The following is an 18618-nucleotide window of genomic DNA, read 5'->3' as shown; positions in this document are numbered from 1 at the left end:
AGATTGATAAGTTATTTCCTAACTATTCCTATGTAACATCCATGATTTTGATCTGCGGCTTCATCCTGACGGGGATTCTCAAGGCCAAGCCCGCCATGGCTACGTTGGGCGATCCGACGATTTGGCTCAACGTGTCGGCCTTCATCATGGCGTCGGCGATGGTGAAGACGGATTTGGTGAAACGAGCCGCGCTCTGGCTGCTGATTCGCTTCGGCAAGAATGCCGGCATGATCTTCATCACTTTTTTGGCCATCAACATCGTGCTCGCAGCCTTCGTCAACGCAACGGCCGCGAAGGCCGCGCTGATGATGCCGCTCTTCATGGTGGTTTCCGCAGTGTACGGCGCGCCGGGAACGGAAACGACCAACAATTTCGCCCGCAATCTCGTGCTTCACAACCTGCTGATGATCAATGCGAGCTGCAATACGTTCATGACGGGGTCGGGTGCGAACCTTCTCGGCGTGGCGCTTCTTGCCGGCGCGGGCGTTCAGATCTACTACTTTGACTGGTTCATGGCCGGCTGGCCGCTCGTGCTCGCTTTCGGCCTCATTTCCTACGCAATCGGCGTGCGCTTCGTCTTCCCGGTTTCTGCCGAGGATCGACAGCCCAAGCTCTCCGGCGGCCGCGAGGCCCTTGTCAAGGCCTATCAGGCGCTCGGTCCAGTCAAGCTCAACGAAGTCAAGGCCTTCGTCGTCTTCATGCTCGTTCTCATCGTTTGGGCGACGGACAAGCTGCACGGCATGAATGCCACGGTGGTGGCCATTCTCGGCGCGGTGGTGATGCTAGCCCCTCAGTTCAAGCTCCTCAATTGGAACGATGTCGACATTCCATGGCACCTGATGCTCTTCTCAGCCGGCGCATACACGCTGGGTGCCGGACTTAAGGCGACGAAACTCATGGACGTGCTCACCAATCAGCTCATGACCGCGCTCGGCATGGAAACGATGAGCTACTTCGAACTCTATGCCGTGCTCACCGCCATCTTCATCGCCAGCCACTTCATCTTCCAGTCGAAGAACATGAGAACGCTGATTTTCATGCCGATCGTGATCGGCGTGGCGCAGACACTTCATATGGAGATTCTGACGCTCGCCATGCCCGTGGCGCTCTGCATCAACTGCTGCTGGTCGCTTCCGTTCAACGCCAAGCCCAACGCGATGCTCTACGGCACGAACAAGTACACGATGGGCGAATCCTTCCGCTACGGCTTCGTGATGTCCGTGCTCTACTGGGTTCTGCTTCTCATCGCCGGCGCCACTTACTTCACTTGGCTCGGCATCAGTCCCGGCTTCTTCTGACAAATCCTTGACCGAATCAACGGCGACGCCTTTTCCGAGGTCGTCGCCGTTTTGTTTTGCGAGGACGAGATTGCCCGGACGCGGAGCGGAGCGGGGCGTGCGTCGGCGTTGGGCTTTGAAGGCGCGTTGTTCCCGGAAGGAAGCGCGCCGGATGTCCGCAAGATCGGTACGGCCGCAGGTCGAGTCAAGACAAAGCAAGGCTCTGGTGGTTGACGCCTGACGCAGGGAGTGCCATCCTGAGGACGGCCTTCAATTCGGAGGCGCCCAATCGAGTGAAAACCGGAAAGCCATTCGGGCGACGAAGCCGGTGAATGGTTGCTGCGCTCAAAATGGCGGAGGGCCGAAGAAGGGAGAGGCAGGGATCAAGGAGGACAGGCGCGGCTGGAGGGGAACGCCGGGGAGGGGATGGCGCAAGGCTTGAGCGTCTGATGTTCCGGTTTGAGAGATAGGTGTGCCGCTTTGAGATGACAACAGGTTCGATTTGAAGGATGCGAGCCTCCAGGGGGTTCGCGCGGACGTGGGGCCGGAGCGTCGTGGTACGGCGCGGGAGTGTCGTGACTTCTGCCTGCGGACATGAAAAAGAGGCCCGCTGAAGATCGGCGGGCCTTTCAAGGAGGGGCAGTAGACCGGGCCGGATTGCAAACGGCCCGGTCTTCTAAGGAGAGCGTTACATTCCGACCACGGACTTGGCGGCCTTGAGATAGTTGGTGTTGGGCATTTCGGCGATGCCGAGCGCCTCAACCGCGCCCTTCATGGCGGCATAATCTTCGCTTTCGCAGCAGGCCGTTTCAACCATTGCGCCGTTGAACCAGACCTTGGCGTACTCGCAAATGACGCCGTTCACGCTGAAGCCGAAGCGCTTTTTTTCGACGGTCACCAGAGCCATGTCGGGATGGGCCTTGACCATGGCGCAGAATTCATCGAACGAGTAGCCGTCCTTCTCAAGGTGCATCTCCACCTGAAGATGGCGGAGAATTTCAGAGAGCTCTTCGCGCTTGACCGGGAACTGGAATTTGCCGCGGGGCTGGAACACTTCGAAGCCTTCGGGCGTTTGCGCGACCTTTGTCTTGATGTCGAGCAGGCCGTCGCGAACCTTGACGTTTGCTTCGTTGGTGTTCTTCGAGAGGATGTATGTTTCGGGCGGCATGACGCGGGCTTTGAATAGCTGAGCCTTGCAGCACCACATGTGCTCGATCACGCCTTCGATGATGTCCTTGCCGAAGACGCGGAATTCAGCGCGCGGGACGATTTTCGCGGCTTCTTCAGCCGAGGTGGCGACGTTTTTTGCGTAGGAATCTGCCATGATGAGCTCCCTTACTTGTTCCAGGTGGTGTAGGGGTGGGCAACGAGCATCGAGTTGTAGTACCGGGGATCGCCGGAGACCTCCTCGCCGATCCAGGACGGCTTCTCAAAGGCCTGGTCTTCGGACTTGAGCTCGATTTCGGCCACGATCAGACCTGCGTTGACGCCGAAGAATTCGTCGATTTCCCAGACGAATTCGCCCATCGGAATCTTGTATCGGACCTTTTCAATGACGGGCTGTTCGGCGAGGTTGTCGAGCATCGTGATGCAGTCGTCATAGGGAATCGGATATTCAAATTCCATGCGCGTCACGCCGACCGTGGGACCCTTGACCGTCATGAAGGCTTTGTCGCCGACGGTACGGATGCGCACCGTGCGCTCCTTCATGCTGTTGAGATAGCCCTGGCGATAGCGTGTGCCTTCGGCGAGCTTGCGCCACTCGTCGCCGACGACGAGGAATTTGCGTTCAATTTCCTTAGCCATGATGCGTGTCCTTTCGAGGATGATTCACTGATGAACAAGGAGCGGCGGCCTGCGTACCGCGGCCGCTGCCGGATCTGAATCTATTGTTGATCATTGCGATCTCAAAGGAAAATCGTGTTTTAAGATCGATCTCATAAGGAAATGTTATGGATTTGCGCGGGTTCGCGTCCCTTTTGCCTAAGATCGTAGAACGGAAAAGGAAGGCAAGGGAGGAACGAATGTCGTTGATTCAGATGGCGGGTGGCATTGCGCTTTTGCTCTGGGGAACCTACATGGTCAAAACGGGGATGCTGCGTACTTTCGGCGTCAAGCTTCGCGAATTTCTGGCGCATCGCCTGCAAAACCGCGTGGCGGGCGGGCTTGCGGGCATGGTGCTTGCCGCCCTGCTGCAAAGTGCGACGGCGGGCAGGCTGATCATTGCCGGCCTGCAGTCCGAAAGGCTCGTCACGACGCCCATGGCTTTTTCTGCGATTCTGGGCGCAGATCTCGGCAGTGCCGTGATGAGCAGGCTTTTGACTCTTGACCTTTCCTTCCTATCGCCGCTGCTTATCTCTGGCGGCACGATTTTGTTTTTCCGAGGCCGGGCCGATACCCGGACGGGACAGTTCGGCCGCATCGTCATCGGATTCGGATTCGTGATGCTCGCGCTCCAGCAGATCGTGGCGTCGACCATGCCGCTGAGAACGAGCCCCGACCTGATGGTGCTCTTCGAGCACATGACGCAAATGCCGGCGATGGCACTGCTTCTCGGGATGGTGCTCGGCTTCGCGTGCTTCTCGAGTCTTGCCGCGGTCATCATCACGCTCGGACTGGTCTCGGGCGGGATGATCCCGGTGAGTACAGGCTTGTGGATGGTGCTCGGCGCCGAGGTTGAAAATACGCTTCTGGGCGTCATGGCCTCGATGATGGTGAGCCGCAAACGGTGCCTCGGAGCGCTCGCCAACGCGCTCTGGCGCACGGCCATGATCGGGCTCGCGGCCGCGGCGCTCGTTTGGGTGCCGGAGATCCCGGCCTTCTTTGCGGGGCTTGAGGACTCGCCCATTTACTTTCACGTCGCATTCAACGCTTGCGTTTGTCTTCTGGGCCTGCCGGCGGCCGGCATTCTTGGACGCTGCACCGAACGCCTGATGCCCGGTGACGATGCGTCCGAAGAGGAAGAGGAGGACTTCACCCGCACGGCCGGGCTTTTCTCCAAGGAAAGTCTCATGGGCAGCGCCGTGTCGATTCAAAGAGCCGAAACCGAAATTCTTCGCCTTGTCAAGGCGGTTTACACGCTCTGGCAAACGCTCGGCGCGATGCTCGGCACGAATCCGCCCAAGGGCGACATCATGATGCTCCTTGATCAAAAGGCTCATCTTGCGGTTCAATGTACGACGATCAGCCGCTACCTCGGCCTTGTCATGCGCGGAGGCCTCACGCAGGAGGAGGCTTGGCGCTGGCAGTACCTCAAAAACTTGAACGCGTCTCTCGGACAACAACTCGAAGTGGTCGATCAGATCGTCAGGCTCACGGACGACAAGAAGTGTTCGAGGCACCGCGCCTTCACTTCGGAGGGTCTTGTTGAGCTCGAAGACCTTCACGGCCAGGTGCTCGCTTCGATCGGTACGCTTGGAAAGCTCATTTCGTCGACCGATCCGGTCGAGCGGCAAGCCCTTGGCCGCACGCTGCAGGAGACGCGCGGGCACCTGATTCAACTGAGCTATGAGCGGACGGAACACCACATGCTGCGCGTCTCTCGAGGTGAAACAGGCGCCGTCGAAACGAGTGCGCTTCACCTGGAGCTCCAAACGCTCTTCATTCGGTTTGCTGGTCTGGTGTGTACGTCCGTCAATATCGAGGCACAAGCCTGAGGAAGTGGAGAGATTGCTCACCCGCTTCTTGAAGGGGACGGAACCGTCGAATCCATGATCCGAATGTCTGTTTCGGTCGGAGGTTCCCCTGCGACCTGTAGGTTGAGTGTTGAGCGTGTGCCTCAAGCTCTATCCGTGAATAGTGACTTTCCTGTGGTCTTCAAGTGGGACACCAAGAGCGTAGGGTTCGTTTTTGGTGTTCGAGTCGCAAAACAGCAACCTTGAGGTGAGAAGGTGAGCGCCGCGCGTCGAGTGACTTATGGGTTCTGGTACAATGAGAACCAAGCGATAAAGCGACCTACAACCACATAGTAGTCCGAGCGCGATACCTATGCGTAATGAAATGATACTATTGCCCCCCCCCCGGCGTGTACTTGATTTAATTCCCTTAGCGTCTCTTGCTAGCTCTTGCAAGGGTATTGACGCGCACGAACAAATCGCTCATGAATCCACGCTCGGGATTCTGTCTACGCTATGACGACGCAGTACCTTTCGTCTCCGAAGGCACTGCGTTTGTATCTTAAGGAGAACCGAACTCCGTTCGGTTTTCATGCAGTCCAATTCGGGAACATGCACGCCTGGTGCATCGGCTCTCTCCCGATTCTCACCAAACAGTTCAATCCCAACTTCAAGACGAAGTTCTTCGTCTTGAACGTTCCGCTTGCCTCGGTAGCTCGTCACAGTCCGGCCGTCAACCCGGTGTCGACCAGCAGCCCGCGCACTTCGCGGCTGTACCTCAACATCGGTTCACTCCCTTATTTCGACAACGGTTCGGGTATTCCTCGCGTAGCCAAAGAGCTCTGCCACCAGGGCTTGCTGAGGGAAGACGTCGAGTGCATCCCCGTCTATCCGGAGCCGCGCAGCGGCACCTACCGCATCCCTTTGGCTTGGCTAAAGGAACGCCAGTGGCTCCATTTGTCCAAGACGCTCTCGACCCTGTCTCAAAAGGGTGACGAGGATCCGGTCGTCACGGTTCAAAAAGGCGACTGGTTGATTCACACGATGGTCAACCGCAATGAAATCGCCTTCATGCAGAGCTGGATGGACGATTTCCGTCGGAAGGGCGGCAAGGTCGGCTTCGTTCTGCACGATCTCATCCCCGAAAACCATCCTGAGTTTTACCGCAATCGCGACGTCGTCCAGTTCCGTGACTGGTTGTCGCAAATCGGGCGCTACGACGGGATCTTCGCCATCTCACAGGCAACCCAAAACGACTACCTGCAGTGGTGTCGCGCGCATGGCGTTGACACGCATCCACCGGTCAAGTTCTTCCACTTGGGCGCGAATTTCAAGACTTCGGGAGCCGCAACGAGCGCTTCAACACTGCCTAAGCCGTTGGACGACTGCATTCCGTACTTCCTCATGGTCAGCACGTTGGAGCCGCGCAAGGGGCACGCTCAGGTGCTCGACGCCTTTGAGCGCCTGTGGTCTCAGGGCATCAACGTTCGTTGCGTGTTCGTCGGACGAGAAGGCTGGAAGGTGAGGGATCTCACCCGCCGCATTCGTCAGCACAAGGAATTGGGGCAGCGCCTGATTTGGTTGGACCGTGTTTCCGACGATGAACTGACCTCAATTTACCGAGGTTCCAGAGCCGTCATCGTGGCCTCCAAAGCGGAAGGCTTCGGTCTTTCCGTCGTTGAGGCCTTGTTCCACCAAAAGCCGCTCGTGCTTTGCGACATTCCGGTCTTTCGAGAAATCGCCGGGGATAGCGCCTTCTACTTCACGGGCGCAGATGCCGAAGGGTTGTCCCAATCCATGCTCGACGCGCTTCACAGCCACGTCATTCCGCAACAGATACGCCCGCTTACGTGGGCTGAAAGTTTCGATCAGTTTTTCAAATTAGTCAAAGGATTAGCGTCATGACCCATCTCAAACCCGTCATCTTATGCGGCGGATCCGGAACGCGTCTCTGGCCGATCAGTCGTTCTGACTATCCGAAGCAATTCGTCAACTTCCCCAAGGGCGGCGAAATGGTCAACAGCCTGTTTCGTTACGCCGTCAGACGCATTCATTCGCAAATCGAAGGCGTCAAAGTTCTCCCGCCCGCGATCATCGCGTCTTCGAACTATCGCTTCTTTGTGAAGGAACAGCTTCAGGACGGAACGAAGGATGCGGACATTTTCCTTGAGCCTATTGGCCGCAACACGGCGCCGTCGCTCACCATGGCCGCTCTCATGCAGCAAGACGATCCGATTCTGGTTGTGCTGCCTTCCGACCAAGCCATTGATGATGTGAAGCTCAATGAAGCCATTGCACGTGCCGTTGAGGCGTGCGAAGCCGGTGAGATCGTGCTGCTCGGCATCAAGCCGACTTATCCGGAAACGGGATACGGCTACATCAAAACGGTCGATGCGCCTTCTGAAGAATTGCCCGTCGCCGTTGATTGCTTTGTCGAAAAGCCCGATCTTGAAACGGCCAAAACCTATCTGGAGGCGGGTACCTATCTGTGGAATTCGGGCATCTTCATTCTGAAGGCGTCGACGTGGCTCAAAGCGCTCAATGTCTGTCGTCCGGACATTGCAACGACGGCCGGTGAGGCTTGGAGCAAGAGGACTTCTCTTTCCGACAACGAAATCACGGTGGCCCGCGAGGATTTCCTGCAAATCCCGTCGGAGTCCGTCGACTTTGCCGTGCTTGAGCACTGTGCGGAAAAGAACATTCCGCTCAAGGTCATCGCTTTTTCTGGGAAATGGACCGATCTCGGGTCTTGGAAATCCGTCTTCGATGCCATCCCGAAGGACGACGAAGGGAACTTCACGGTCGGCAATGTGGTGAAAACGGATACCAAGAATTCGCTGGTCGTGTCGACTTCCCGTCCCGTCGTGACCAACGGTGTTGAGAACATGGCCGTCATAGAAACCAGTGACGCCGTTCTGGTTACGGAGTTGTCCAAGTGCCAGCAGGTCAAGGAGCTGGTTGCGCAGCTTAAGCAGCAAGGGTTCCGACAGGCTGGTGAACATCGCAAGGGACGCCGCCCTTGGGGATGGTACGACGCGATTGACGAGGGTAATGGCTTCAAGGTCAAGCGCATTGTCGTGAATCCTGGTTGCAGTCTCTCGCTTCAGCGTCATCAGCATCGTGCGGAGCATTGGACGGTTGCTTCGGGAGAGGCTCTTGTGCAGGTTGGTGAAACGTTAAAGGTTGTCCATACGAATGAGTCTGTTTTCATTCATCAAAAAGAGATTCATCGACTGACCAATAAAACAGATGTGCCGCTTACTTTAATTGAAGTTCAAATCGGGAAGTGTTTTGAGGATGATATAGAGAGAATTATTGACAATTATGGTCGGTGCTAGTAATCAATTAGAGTGATATGTGATGTACTGACTATCCTGTTCCGGACGATTTAATTAAGTTTTACATGGTTGATACAGATAACCGAGTATGTACAAAGATGAAAAGCAGATTTATGGATTGGTACCAGTTGTACAAACGGGATTTTTCAGAAGAATATGCTAGCAATCTTTTAAATGGGGATAAAAATTCCGACTTCTTTGCGACTAATTCTCGCAATCATATTTCCATAGAATTTATTAATAGAATAAAAAGTCCGAAAATATTCCAGTTTAGCTACTATCCTGCTATTAATAATATAACAGGGGGAGAGAGACGAATAAATTCATTAAGAAAGATAATGGCAGGATTAGGTTGGAACTTGAGTTCGGGGGGGATTTATAAATTTAGAGAGCGTCATCCGCTAGGCTCCAACTATGTGGAACTCACAAAAAGACAGAATAAGTGGGTAGAAAGTGATTGGCGGGAATGGGAAATACGACTAGGGTACGCTGTACTAGCAAGTGATTTCGACCGTGGTCAGCTTAAACAAATTTTCAACGTGATAAATCCCGATGTTTTATTAATCGAACATCCTTTTTTATGGCCAATAGTAAAACATCTATTCCCTAAAGTACCAGTTATTTATGATAGCCACAATGTAGAGTGGCAGTTAAAATCCAATTTCTTACAAGGCGACACATCGGCAGAGGAGATTGTTAATTTCTATGAGCTCGTAGAAAGGGATCTTGTTAGAAATTCTTCTCTTGTATTTTGTTGTTCTGATTATGATTTTAGTGTGTACAAATCTTTAACCGAGAATCTAATTCTGATTCCTAATGGTGCAAATAACCCAACTACGGTTGTTTCTAAAAGGGTAGAAAATATTGACATTGTTGCGGATAGGTTCAATATTATTTATATAAGTAGTCCGCACTTACCTAATTGGACAGGGGTTGAGGACTTTGTTCTTCCTGTTATGAAACGTTATGAGCACGGCAATAAAATAAATTTGATTTTAGCAGGCGGAATATGTTCATTCTATGAAGAATATTGTAAAAGAAAAGGAAAATTGTCAAACGTAACGACGATAAATTCTTTTAGTGACGAGGAAAAGGCATACTTATTTTCGATATCATCATTGATTATCCTACCAATTGTAAGCGGGGGAGGGACAAATTTAAAGACGGCTGAAGCTCTGCTTTCAACGAAAAGGATACTTGCAAGCGAAACTGCTTTTAGAGGTTTTGAGGTTTTCAAAAATTCCAAAGGTGTTTCGGTTGTAAAAAACGATAATTTTGCCGATGCATTTGATCAGATACTGTCTGAGGAATCGAGTGCTGACCAAGGTTCGTATGAACGACCTGAATGCCAAGTTGTTAGTTGGGATTCAATTGTAGGTCAAGCAATTTCTGACATTAATAAATTAATAATTCGAAAGGTTGAACATGAATAAGCCCAAATTATCATTTGTTGTTGCAATATATAATATTCAAGAGTTTCTTCCCGGTTGCTTGAAAAGCCTTGTTTCTCAAACAGAAAAGGAGATTGAATTTATACTTGTTGACGATGGTAGTACGGATCTATCATCAAAAATCGCAGATGATTTTGCAAAAACTGATGCTAGAATTAAGGTGATACATTTGAAGTATAACAGGGGATCGTTAAATGCTCGTTTGGTAGGAATCAGAGAGTCTTTGGGCGACTGGATTTGTTTTGTTGATGGCGATGATTGCCTAGGATACCCCGATGCAGCAAAGGATCTCATTAATTTGATGCGGGAATACGATGCCGATATCTTGAGGTTTTCTACTGAAGCTAGGAAACTAGATGGAACACAATGTGATTTTTGGCGGGGAGACTATTTGGGATCTATTAATGGATCTCTAAGAATTAATAGGGCGTGTTTTGTAAATTATCAATATTCTTGGGAGATTTGGGGTAAATGCTATAGAGCTAGTCTCCTGAAGGGGATATTGCCAAAAATAAGAAATGAGCGATTGTCCGCCGCCGAAGATGTATATTTATATTTCATGATTACTACAGTAGCTGAGACATTTGTGTCGGTTAGGTCTAAAGCTATATATATTTATATGGTCGGTAGTGGAATAACATCGGCTAATATTTGCACGGATAAGTTTATAAATAACTTTGCAAAAGAACCAATTATTTGTAAATGGTTGCGTGACTACTTGCAAAAAACTGAGTGTGGGGCGGACTTTAATGACTCTTTGGATCAGTTGCTTCATCATCTGACGGATAATCAGATCAACAGGCTTAGCGATATTGATATAAATGATTGGCCTAAATGTATTTATGCGCTTTCGGATAATGTTTGTTCGGAGGTGATTTTTGAATGTCTAAATAGGCGAATGAGGTTGAAAGAAGGGAAAATAAAGATAGACCAAGCTTGGATTCTTGATTCGATGAGAGAACAAAATCTCAGTCACGCTCCGTTTAACAGACTTTTAGAGCGAGTTTCAAGGATAAAGAATGGATTTATAAGAAAAAAAATAAGGAAGATTCTTCTACGGTGGTCTCGTTGACATTTCATGGTCCAAACTCAATAAGAAATTTAAAAGTCTGTGCGATTTTAGTTACGATTTATAATGTCGTTTGCTATAAGTAGGTTCTCGACGAGACATGCTCCTCATGGCTGTTAGTGGCCAGGGGAGCGTTTTAGTGACAATTCATGAGATCGCCCTAGGGGGCGTGTTGGTCGATGGTTTGCGTGAAAGAAAAGTTTCGTTCAGACGGCATTCAGTGCCCCGTCATGCGCCGGATGCGTCCCGGCAAGGCCCCGGCGTCGACCGTCACGCCCGACCTTGCCGGCAAGGTGTCGCTGCCTTGGTGAACCGGCAAATGGGTAAAAACGCGCCTCGCCCTTGAGGCGAATTTAAATGAGACTGCCTCCAAATTAGGCACAGGTGTTTCCCCAAACTGTCATAAGCTTGACGCAACGTTACTCAAAAAGGATTGCGTCATGCATTATGAACGTCAAAAGGACGGCTCCTCCTGGCTCTTTTTCGAGCGGGTGGCGCCCCGCATTCGCCGAAAGCTTGCGCTTGTGCGGTTTGATGCCGATGCCGGCACGTTCGGGCCCGTGGAGCGGCTTGATGCAACGGACGAGGAGCTTGAACTCGTCAAGGTGCGGATGGCGTCGATACGTCCTCCGAAGACGGACGAGCGGGCGCGCACCATGCGCATCGCCGTCATCTGCGAGGGTGAGACCGAAGCCCGCTACCTTGCGGAATTTGCCGCACGGCTCGGACTCTCGGACCGCGTTGAGGTGAGCATTTCGGTCGACAAGGATCCGGCAATCGCCTTCAGGGAGACCGCGCACAAGATGCTCTGGAAGCGTGCGATCGGCGAACCCGTTCATGACGAAGCCTGGCTGGTGTTCGATCGGGATGCCCATGCGGGCTACGGCCATGCGTTCGAGCTCGCGCAGAAGGTGCCGTTCATCAAGACGGCCTTCACGAATCCGTGCATCGAATATTGGTTCCTGCTTCACTTCGACACATTCGACGGGAATCTTTCCTGGGATCAGGAAAGGGAGATCGAAACGACGACGGAGGAGACGGCAGTGTCGGAGACGATCGTCGAAATCGTCAAGCGCATCCGCGTTGAGCGAAAAGCCTCGCCGCTTCTGTGCCTCAATACGCTCAAGCAATATCTGCCGGGCTACGAGAAAAACGGCGACGAGGTCTACAAGCACCTTTGTCAGCATGTGGGTCGCGCCTGGCAGGCGGCAAAGGAAAGGCCGTCGCCCGCAGGCGCATACGGCTCGGATATGCCGCTTCTCATCGACAGGCTCTGCGAAATGGCGGGCCTGACGCACGAAGAGGCCTTTGAGGCGGCGCACGGTCCGGTGAACGGGCGCACGATCGAAGTGCCCAAAACCGAGGCGAAGACGCCGAACAATACTGGGAATGAACCCGAAAAGGCTCCCGATCAGCCCACCGAGCCTGTTGCGAAGACCGCAAGGCGTTCGTCGCCCAACGTCTGCAGAATGGCGGCGCTCAACGTCGTGCGGGCTGCCGGCATTGCGCGGACCGGCGCCGACGAGTTTGTCGCCGCACAAATCGACCGCGACGAGTTTCTCAGGGACCTTGAGACGCTCGAGCGGCATTTCCTCACGGACGTGCCGTGGCATCGGTACTCGGACATCGATCGGGCGACGGAAGGCTCGCAGCATCTCATCAGCGTCCAGATGACGTATCTCGCGACGTCGCTCGGGCACATGAGCCTCAACGGCGTCTCGCTCTTCAAGCAGGTGAAGACGGTCATCAAGGTGATTGCGGCGTTGAGATGCTTTGCCCTCTGGGTTCGGTCTCTTGAGTGAAGCGCCTCCGCCGGCAATAAAAGATCCGATTGGTCAAGAATGCGTCAACCGCCCGATCTTCACCTCATCGGGCACGACCTTTGCGCCGCCTCTGACGTAGATGGCAAAGAGGCTTCGCATCCACTGCATCGCCGGATCTGCGGACACTCGCCGATGCCAGATGAGTGCAGGTTCAAGCCAAGGCACTCCTTCGGCGCGTCCGAGTACGGTGAGGGGCTTTTCTTGAGCGAGTACCTTAGCTGTGCGCCAAGGCAGGGTGAGCACTGCATCGGTGGCATGCATGAAGCGTACGGCCCCGAGCCAATACTGCGTCCAGACGACGGTCTGGCCGGCATTCATCGGGATCGGTGCCGGTCCGGGAATGCCTTCAACCGGATTGTCGTGATCCGGATGAACGACGATTTGAATGCGCCGGTAGCGCGAGAGCGCCTGTTTGGAGCAGCAGCCTTCCTTTTCAAGGAGTGATTCGAGCGGGTGGCCCGCTCGCACGACATGGACGTATGGCGTCTTCAGAAGCGGCATGAACTCGAAATCTTCCGGCAACTGGTCGGGCGGAAAGATGCCGAAGTCGACTTCGCCCGCTCGAAGCCGCGTGAAGGTCTGCTCATCGTGAAGCGTCATCGCGATGCCGACTTTCGGAGCCAGTTCCAGAAGCGCGGGCAGAATGGGCTCGATCATGATCGGGCAGGCGTTGTCGAGGCAGGCGATGCGAAAGACTCGGGTGAGGTGCTTGGGATCGAATTTCGGTTCCTCAAAGAGCAGGCGCATGTCTTCGAGCACGCGGCGCGACTGTTCGACGACGGCTTGCGCGCGGGCCGTGGGGGCGAGCCCGCGTCCGAAGCGGCGAAAGAGCGGATCACCGAAAATCCTGCGTGCTTCTGCGAGCGTGCGGCTCGCTTTCGGCAGACTGATCGAAAGGCGCGCCGCCGTCTGACCAAGATGACGCAGTTCGTGGAGCGTGCACAAAAAGAGGCTCTTCTGGAATTTTGGGGAAATTGGGCTTCCCCGTGCTACCAGAGCTAGCCCAGAAACAAAGAGCGCGTTGGATCTTGTATCGTTATAAAAAACAACCCAACGATAGGAGCAACGCGCTATGACGATTCTACCCCACGCAGCCTCCCGTCAACGACCTTCCGCAGACCTGCTTGCGCAAAAACTCGCACCCTGCAACCTCAATCAGATCTTCTTTCCTGGCTACACCGTAGTTGCTAGCGTCCGTACTCAAGAAGGACTCACACTGAAGCTCGAGGCTATGGAACCCGCTATTTGCCCCAAGTGCGGGGAGCCCTGCACCAAGCTCCACGACACCCGATACCGCTTGGTCCGAGACGCGCCGTTCCCCGGCGTTACGGTGGTCTGGCTCTTTGTGCCGATTCGGCGAGTCAGGTGCAAGTGCGGGTGTCATCGCACAGAAACCATTCCTTGGATAGCGCACCACGAACAGTGCACCAACCGATTCATCGCGCTCATTCAAAACCATATGCGGGTTCAGGACGCCTCGACAACGGCTGTCGCCGCGAAATACAACCTCGGTTGGGATGCCGTTCGCCGCTTCGACAAGGAGCAGCTCGAGCCATTCTTCAATGACGTGGACATTCAAGACCTCAGGATCATTGCCATTGACGAGATAGCCATCCACAAGGGGCAGAAGTACGCCACGGTCTTCCTCAGTTACCCGGCAAAGCATGTCTTCGCGGTGGTCGAAGGTAAATCGCAGAAGGCCGTGGAGCCTGTCTTCCAGATGCTTGTCGACCGAGGCCTCAAAGACAAGATCATTGCCGTGGCTTGCGATATGAATGCTGCCTACCCAACCCTCGTCAAGAAGTACCTGCCAAAGGCGGAGATCGTCTTTGACCAGTTTCACGTCATTCAACACTTGAGGGGCGACGTGTTCAAAGAGGCTCGCCAAGTGCAAGCCAAGGAAGTGGAGGCAGAGTTCGGCAAGAATTCGGATCAAGCGAGGGCTACACGGAGGATTCTGCGAACGGCAGCTTGGGATCTGGTGATGCTGGAACACTCACTCACGCCGACTATCCGCGAGCGCCTTGAAGAGATTCGAAAGGCGAACAACCTGATGACAACGATGCTGCCTCTGGCGGACATGGTTCGCTGCATTTGGCATGCCTGGTCGCAGGAGGAAGCTGCGGAGATGCTTGCCGAGAGCATTGAAGCATTTGAGGCTTTGGCACAGGACCATAAATTGAAGAAGGCGGCGACGTTCGCAAGGATGCTGAAGAACCACAGCTTCGGCATCCTGACGGCCTGTAAGCACCGCATCAGCACTGGTCCTCTGGAGGGCGTGAACACTAGAGCCAAGCTCATCAAGCGCATCGCCTACGGCTACAAGAGCTTTGATTACTTCGCCCTGAAGCTCAAGGCCGCCTTCCCCGGCAGAGGTCGTAACCCGTTCCTGCTCCTAGGGGAGTGGACCGCAGTGATCAAGTCACGCCTTTGCCACACAGACCTCGGCATGGAACGAGAGAGACCTCTCTTCTTTAATTACCCGGCGGCGTGAGCCGCCGACAAAAGGCACTCAACTTCATCAGGCGCTGCCTGGTGGAGATGGAGGCCTGTGTGCTTAACGTAGCCTCAAACCAAGCGTTAGGCGCGATTTCGGTAATTAAAAGATGGAACTGTGCGAATCTCTCAACGAGAAGCCGCTCCCGCCTTCTGATGAGGGGGCTGACAAACCCTCATTTCCCCAAAAAGTCGGAAGAGCCTTTTTTTATTTGCCGGTCAGGCGAACCGATCAGGCGCCGAGCTTCTTGCGAAGGAGCTCGTTGACCTGGGCGGGGTTGGCCTTGCCGCGCGTGGCCTTCATGCACTGGCCCACGAGGGCGTTGAAGGCCTTCTGCTTGCCCGCGCGGAACTCGTCGACGGACTTCTGGTTCGCCGCAAGCACTTCATCGATGATGCCTTCGAGCGCGCCGGTGTCCGAAATCTGCTTCAGACCCTTGCTCTCGATGAGCGCGTCTACGTCGGTGCCTTCTCCTTCCCAGACGGCCGCAAAGATCTGCTTGGCGCCCTTCTGGTTGACGGTATTGTCGAGGATGCGGCCGAGAATCGCGGCGAGGATTTCAGGCGTCACGGGCGCCTTGCCGAAGGTCATGCCCTCGACGCCGTTGACGGCGGCGGAGAGTTCGCCCATGACCCAGTTGGCGGCCATCTTGCGGTCGGAGACCTTGGCGGCAAGCGCAACGTAGTAGTCGGCGATGTCGCGGCTGGCGGTCAGCATCGAGGCGTCGTACTGCGGCAGACCGAATTCGGACTGCAGGCGCTCGCAGAGCTGGTGCGGAAGCTCGGGCATCTCGCCGCGAACCCTTTCAATCCATTCGTCGCTGATTTCGAGCGGAAGAAGATCGGGATCCGGGAAGTAACGGTAGTCCATCGAGTCTTCCTTCGTGCGCATCTGGCGCGTCTCGCCCTTGTCCGGGTCATAGAGGCGGGTGGCCTGAACGACCTTGCCGCCGTCCTCGATGAGCTCGATCTGGCGACGGACTTCGTAGTCAATGGCTTCCTGCAGGAAGCGGAAGGAATTCAGGTTCTTGATTTCGCAGCGCGTGCCGAACTCCTTCTGGCCGACGGGGCGCACGGACACGTTGGCGTCGCAGCGGAAGTTGCCTTCCTGCATGTTGCCGTCCGAAATGCCGAGCCAGACCACGAGGGCGTGAAGCGCGCGGGCGTAGCCCACGGCTTCGGCGGCGGAGCGCATTTCCGGTTCCGTCACGATCTCGAGAAGCGGCGTGCCGGCGCGATTGAGGTCGATGCCGGAGCAGCCCTGGACGAGGCCGTGAATGGACTTGCCGGCGTCCTCCTCAAGATGGGCGCGCGTCAGGTTGACGGTCTTGACGTACGGATCACCCTTCTTGGGCTGAACAGGGAAGGTCAGCTTGCCGCCGAGGACGACCGGCAGCTCGAACTGGCTGATCTGGTAGCCCTTGGGCAGGTCGGGATAGAAGTAGTTCTTGCGGTCGAAAACGGAATGATTCGCGACCGTGGCGTCGATGGCGAGGCCGAAGCGGATGGCCTTCTCAACGGCGCTGTGGTTGAGCACCGGCAGGCTGCCGGGAAGAGCCAGGTCAACGTAGCAGGCGTTGACGTTGGGCTCGTCGCCGAAGTGGCGGGCGGCGCCGGAAAAAATCTTGGAACGGGTCGAGAGCTGAACGTGCGTCTCAAGACCGATCACAACTTCCCACTGCATGGTTTATTTCTCCTGAGACTCTCAATAACCGGCCGGACGGCGAAGATGCCAGTCCGTTTCACGCTGCCAGGCAGCCGCGACCCCGAGCAGACGGGCTTCACTGAACGTTTCGCCGAGCAGCTGGAAGCCGAGCGGGCGGCCGTTGGAATGGATGCCGCACGGCACGGAAATGCCGGGTAGGCCCGCGAGAGAGGCAGGCACGGTGTAGAGGTCGGACAGATAGGCCGAGACGGGGTCGGCATTGGCGCCGAAGTCATAGGCGGTGCCGGCCGTCACGGGGCTGATGATCACGTCGACCTTTCTGAAGGTTTCGTGGAATTCCTTGGCGATCAGGCGACGGACCTTCTGAGCCTTCAGGTAGTAGGCGTCGTAGTAGCCGTGGGAAAGCACGTACGTTCCGATCATGATGCGGCGCTTGGGTTCCGCACCGAAGCCCTCGTTGCGGGACTTCTTGATCATGTCCACGATGTCCGTGTAGTCGGCGGCGCGATGACCGTAGCGAACGCCGTCGAAGCGGGACAGGTTGGAGCTGGCTTCGGCACAGGCCACGACGTAGTAGACGGGCACGCCGAGCTCGGCCATCGGCAGCTCGATGTCGACGATTTCGGCACCGAGGCGACGGTACGTTTCGATGGCCTCTTCAATGGAGGCACGGAGTTCGGGATCGAGCCCCTCGCCGAGCCACTTGCGCGGCACGCCGATGCGAAGGCCGGCGACGCCGTCGTTGAGGTGGCGCTTGAAGTCCTCGGTGGGCATGTTGACGGACGTGGAGTCCTTGGGATCAAAGCCGACCATGCTGCCGAGCACCCATGCGCAGTCCTCGGCGGAATGACCGAGAAGACCGGCCGTGTCGAGCGAGGAGGCGAAGGCGATCATGCCGAGACGGGACGGACGACCGTACGTGGGCTTCATGCCGGTCACGCCGGTGAAGCTGGCCGGCTCGCGGATGGAGCCGCCCGTGTCGGTGCCCGTGACGATGGGTGCGAGGCCTGCGGCCACGGCGCTCGAGGAGCCGCCTGAGGAGCCACCCGGAACGGCGTTCGCGTCCCAGGGATTGAAGACCTTGCCGTAGGCGGAGTTTTCATTGCCCGAACCCATGGCAAACTCGTCGCAGTTGAGCTTGCCGAGGCAGACCATGCCCTCGTCCTTGAGCTGGCGCACGACCGTGGCGTCAAAGGGACTCATGTAGCCCTCGAGCATGCGGCTGGCGGCGGTGGAGGCCCATTCGCGCGTCACGAAGATGTCCTTGTGGGCGATGGGAATGCCGGTGAGCAGCGTGGCCGTTCCCGCGGCAATGCGCTCGTCGGCCTGACGGGCCTGCTCGAGCGTGGCTTCCGGACGGACGTCGAGGAAGGCGTTGAGATCCTTGTGGGCTTCAATGCGGGCCAGATAGTGCTGGGCGAGTTCGACCGCCGAAACTTCACGGGCGGCCAGCATTCGGGACAGTTCGGCCACCGAAGCGAAAGTAATGTCCTTTTCCATTTCCTGCTCGTTCGATTATTCAATGACCTGGGGGACTAGGAAGCAGCCTTCGGCCTGCTCCGGTGCGTTCTTCATGTTTTCGCTGCGGTCCACCTCTTCCGAGACGACGTCGTCACGCAGACGCTGAACGCCGTCGTGCGGATTGGGCATAGGAGCGATGCCCGTCGTATCCACGGAGCTGATGCGTTCGATCATCTGAAAAATATCGTTGAGTTCGCCCTGAACGATCCTGGCCTGCTCATCAGAAATGTCGATACGGCCAAGGTCGGCAATGCGGCGAATGTCGTCCATCGTAAGGGACATAGTCGTGCTTCTCTTATGCGGTTTAAATTCGAGGATGGTATTCAGTTCCCGCTAAGGATTTTTTTAAAGCTTTGAAACACT

At 55.4% G+C, this 18618-nt stretch carries 14 protein-coding genes; 8 read left to right on the top strand and 6 right to left on the bottom strand.

From position 1 onward, the window contains the following. Positions 1 to 1298: SLC13 family permease (locus tag HMPREF3036_RS01480; protein WP_062330979.1), on the top strand; the 1298-nt coding region annotated here is incomplete at its 5' end. A 667-nt stretch (positions 1299 to 1965) separates the two neighbouring features. Here the strand turns inward: HMPREF3036_RS01480 and HMPREF3036_RS01475 are convergent. Together HMPREF3036_RS01475 and HMPREF3036_RS01470 are read right to left on the bottom strand one after the other, a co-directional pair. After that, positions 1966 to 2601: a hypothetical protein gene (locus HMPREF3036_RS01475; protein WP_062330976.1), complete on the bottom strand. Its 636-nt coding sequence runs from the start codon at positions 2599 to 2601 to the stop codon at positions 1966 to 1968. Between the two features lie 11 nt (positions 2602 to 2612). After that, the gene (locus HMPREF3036_RS01470; protein ID WP_062330974.1) at positions 2613 to 3083 is read right to left on the bottom strand and encodes a CYTH domain-containing protein; all 471 of its coding nucleotides are present in this window, start codon (positions 3081 to 3083) and stop codon (positions 2613 to 2615) included. 218 nt (positions 3084 to 3301) lie between these two features. On the opposite strand from HMPREF3036_RS01470, the gene HMPREF3036_RS01465 reads away from it, so the two are divergent. From HMPREF3036_RS01465 to HMPREF3036_RS01450, 6 genes are all read left to right on the top strand, one after another. Beyond that, positions 3302 to 4933, top strand: a complete 1632-nt coding sequence (locus HMPREF3036_RS01465) for a Na/Pi cotransporter family protein (protein ID WP_197457916.1) — start codon at positions 3302 to 3304, stop codon at positions 4931 to 4933. A gap of 474 nt (positions 4934 to 5407) precedes the next feature. Then, on the top strand, positions 5408 to 6796 hold the full coding sequence (locus HMPREF3036_RS01460) for a glycosyltransferase family 4 protein (protein WP_062330969.1): 1389 nt from the start codon (positions 5408 to 5410) through the stop codon (positions 6794 to 6796). Beyond that, complete coding sequence (locus tag HMPREF3036_RS01455; protein WP_062330967.1) at positions 6793 to 8229, top strand: mannose-1-phosphate guanylyltransferase/mannose-6-phosphate isomerase; 1437 nt, start codon at positions 6793 to 6795, stop codon at positions 8227 to 8229. Before HMPREF3036_RS01460 ends, HMPREF3036_RS01455 begins: the two co-directional genes overlap by 4 nt. Positions 8230 to 8294: 65 nt before the next feature. Continuing rightward, a complete protein-coding gene (locus HMPREF3036_RS11790; RefSeq protein WP_156469708.1) occupies positions 8295 to 9662 on the top strand; it encodes a glycosyltransferase family protein in 1368 nt (455 codons plus the stop codon). Further along, positions 9655 to 10752: a glycosyltransferase family 2 protein gene (locus HMPREF3036_RS11450; protein WP_082897309.1), complete on the top strand. Its 1098-nt coding sequence runs from the start codon at positions 9655 to 9657 to the stop codon at positions 10750 to 10752. Before HMPREF3036_RS11790 ends, HMPREF3036_RS11450 begins: the two co-directional genes overlap by 8 nt. A 437-nt stretch (positions 10753 to 11189) precedes the next feature. After that, positions 11190 to 12551 (top strand): RloB family protein, encoded by a 1362-nt coding sequence (locus HMPREF3036_RS01450; RefSeq protein ID WP_062330965.1) that lies wholly within the window; start codon positions 11190 to 11192, stop codon positions 12549 to 12551. 33 nt (positions 12552 to 12584) lie between these two features. On the opposite strand, the gene HMPREF3036_RS01445 is transcribed toward HMPREF3036_RS01450, so the two are convergent. Then, positions 12585 to 13517: a LysR family transcriptional regulator gene (locus HMPREF3036_RS01445; protein ID WP_062330962.1), complete on the bottom strand. Its 933-nt coding sequence runs from the start codon at positions 13515 to 13517 to the stop codon at positions 12585 to 12587. A 127-nt stretch (positions 13518 to 13644) separates the two neighbouring features. On the opposite strand from HMPREF3036_RS01445, the gene HMPREF3036_RS01440 reads away from it, so the two are divergent. After that, positions 13645 to 15066 carry an ISL3 family transposase gene (locus HMPREF3036_RS01440; protein WP_062330959.1) on the top strand — a complete coding sequence of 474 codons (1422 nt, stop codon included), beginning with the start codon at positions 13645 to 13647 and terminating at the stop codon, positions 15064 to 15066. A gap of 234 nt (positions 15067 to 15300) precedes the next feature. Here the strand turns inward: HMPREF3036_RS01440 and gatB are convergent, their stop codons facing one another. The 3 genes from gatB to gatC are packed head-to-tail and all read right to left on the bottom strand — an operon-like array spanning position 15301 to position 18537. Beyond that, positions 15301 to 16752, bottom strand: a complete 1452-nt coding sequence (gene gatB, locus HMPREF3036_RS01435; protein WP_005434109.1) for an Asp-tRNA(Asn)/Glu-tRNA(Gln) amidotransferase subunit GatB — start codon at positions 16750 to 16752, stop codon at positions 15301 to 15303. A gap of 21 nt (positions 16753 to 16773) precedes the next feature. Then, positions 16774 to 18234 carry an Asp-tRNA(Asn)/Glu-tRNA(Gln) amidotransferase subunit GatA gene (gene gatA / locus HMPREF3036_RS01430; RefSeq protein WP_062330957.1) on the bottom strand — a complete coding sequence of 487 codons (1461 nt, stop codon included), beginning with the start codon at positions 18232 to 18234 and terminating at the stop codon, positions 16774 to 16776. A gap of 15 nt (positions 18235 to 18249) precedes the next feature. Continuing rightward, entirely contained in the window at positions 18250 to 18537 is a 288-nt protein-coding gene (gene gatC / locus HMPREF3036_RS01425) for an Asp-tRNA(Asn)/Glu-tRNA(Gln) amidotransferase subunit GatC (protein WP_005434111.1), read from the bottom strand. Positions 18538 to 18618: the final 81 nt, after the last annotated feature.

This window comes from Sutterella sp. KLE1602 (assembly GCF_001578585.1).
GTDB lineage: Bacteria > Pseudomonadota > Gammaproteobacteria > Burkholderiales > Burkholderiaceae_F > Sutterella > Sutterella wadsworthensis_A.
Note: the sequence above shows the minus strand (reverse complement) of the source record. Positions and strands in the feature narration are given on the sequence as shown.

Coding starts and splice junctions, on each gene's coding strand:
- HMPREF3036_RS01475 (WP_062330976.1), bottom strand. CDS start 2,601: ATGGCAGATTCCTACGCAAAAAACGTCGCCACCTCGGCTGAAGAAGCC.
- HMPREF3036_RS01470 (WP_062330974.1), bottom strand. CDS start 3,083: ATGGCTAAGGAAATTGAACGCAAATTCCTCGTCGTCGGCGACGAGTGG.
- HMPREF3036_RS01465 (WP_197457916.1), top strand. CDS start 3,302: ATGTCGTTGATTCAGATGGCGGGTGGCATTGCGCTTTTGCTCTGGGGA.
- HMPREF3036_RS01460 (WP_062330969.1), top strand. CDS start 5,408: ATGACGACGCAGTACCTTTCGTCTCCGAAGGCACTGCGTTTGTATCTT.
- HMPREF3036_RS01455 (WP_062330967.1), top strand. CDS start 6,793: ATGACCCATCTCAAACCCGTCATCTTATGCGGCGGATCCGGAACGCGT.
- HMPREF3036_RS11790 (WP_156469708.1), top strand. CDS start 8,295: ATGGTTGATACAGATAACCGAGTATGTACAAAGATGAAAAGCAGATTT.
- HMPREF3036_RS11450 (WP_082897309.1), top strand. CDS start 9,655: ATGAATAAGCCCAAATTATCATTTGTTGTTGCAATATATAATATTCAA.
- HMPREF3036_RS01450 (WP_062330965.1), top strand. CDS start 11,190: ATGCATTATGAACGTCAAAAGGACGGCTCCTCCTGGCTCTTTTTCGAG.
- HMPREF3036_RS01440 (WP_062330959.1), top strand. CDS start 13,645: ATGACGATTCTACCCCACGCAGCCTCCCGTCAACGACCTTCCGCAGAC.
- gatB (WP_005434109.1), bottom strand. CDS start 16,752: ATGCAGTGGGAAGTTGTGATCGGTCTTGAGACGCACGTTCAGCTCTCG.
- gatA (WP_062330957.1), bottom strand. CDS start 18,234: ATGGAAAAGGACATTACTTTCGCTTCGGTGGCCGAACTGTCCCGAATG.
- gatC (WP_005434111.1), bottom strand. CDS start 18,537: ATGTCCCTTACGATGGACGACATTCGCCGCATTGCCGACCTTGGCCGT.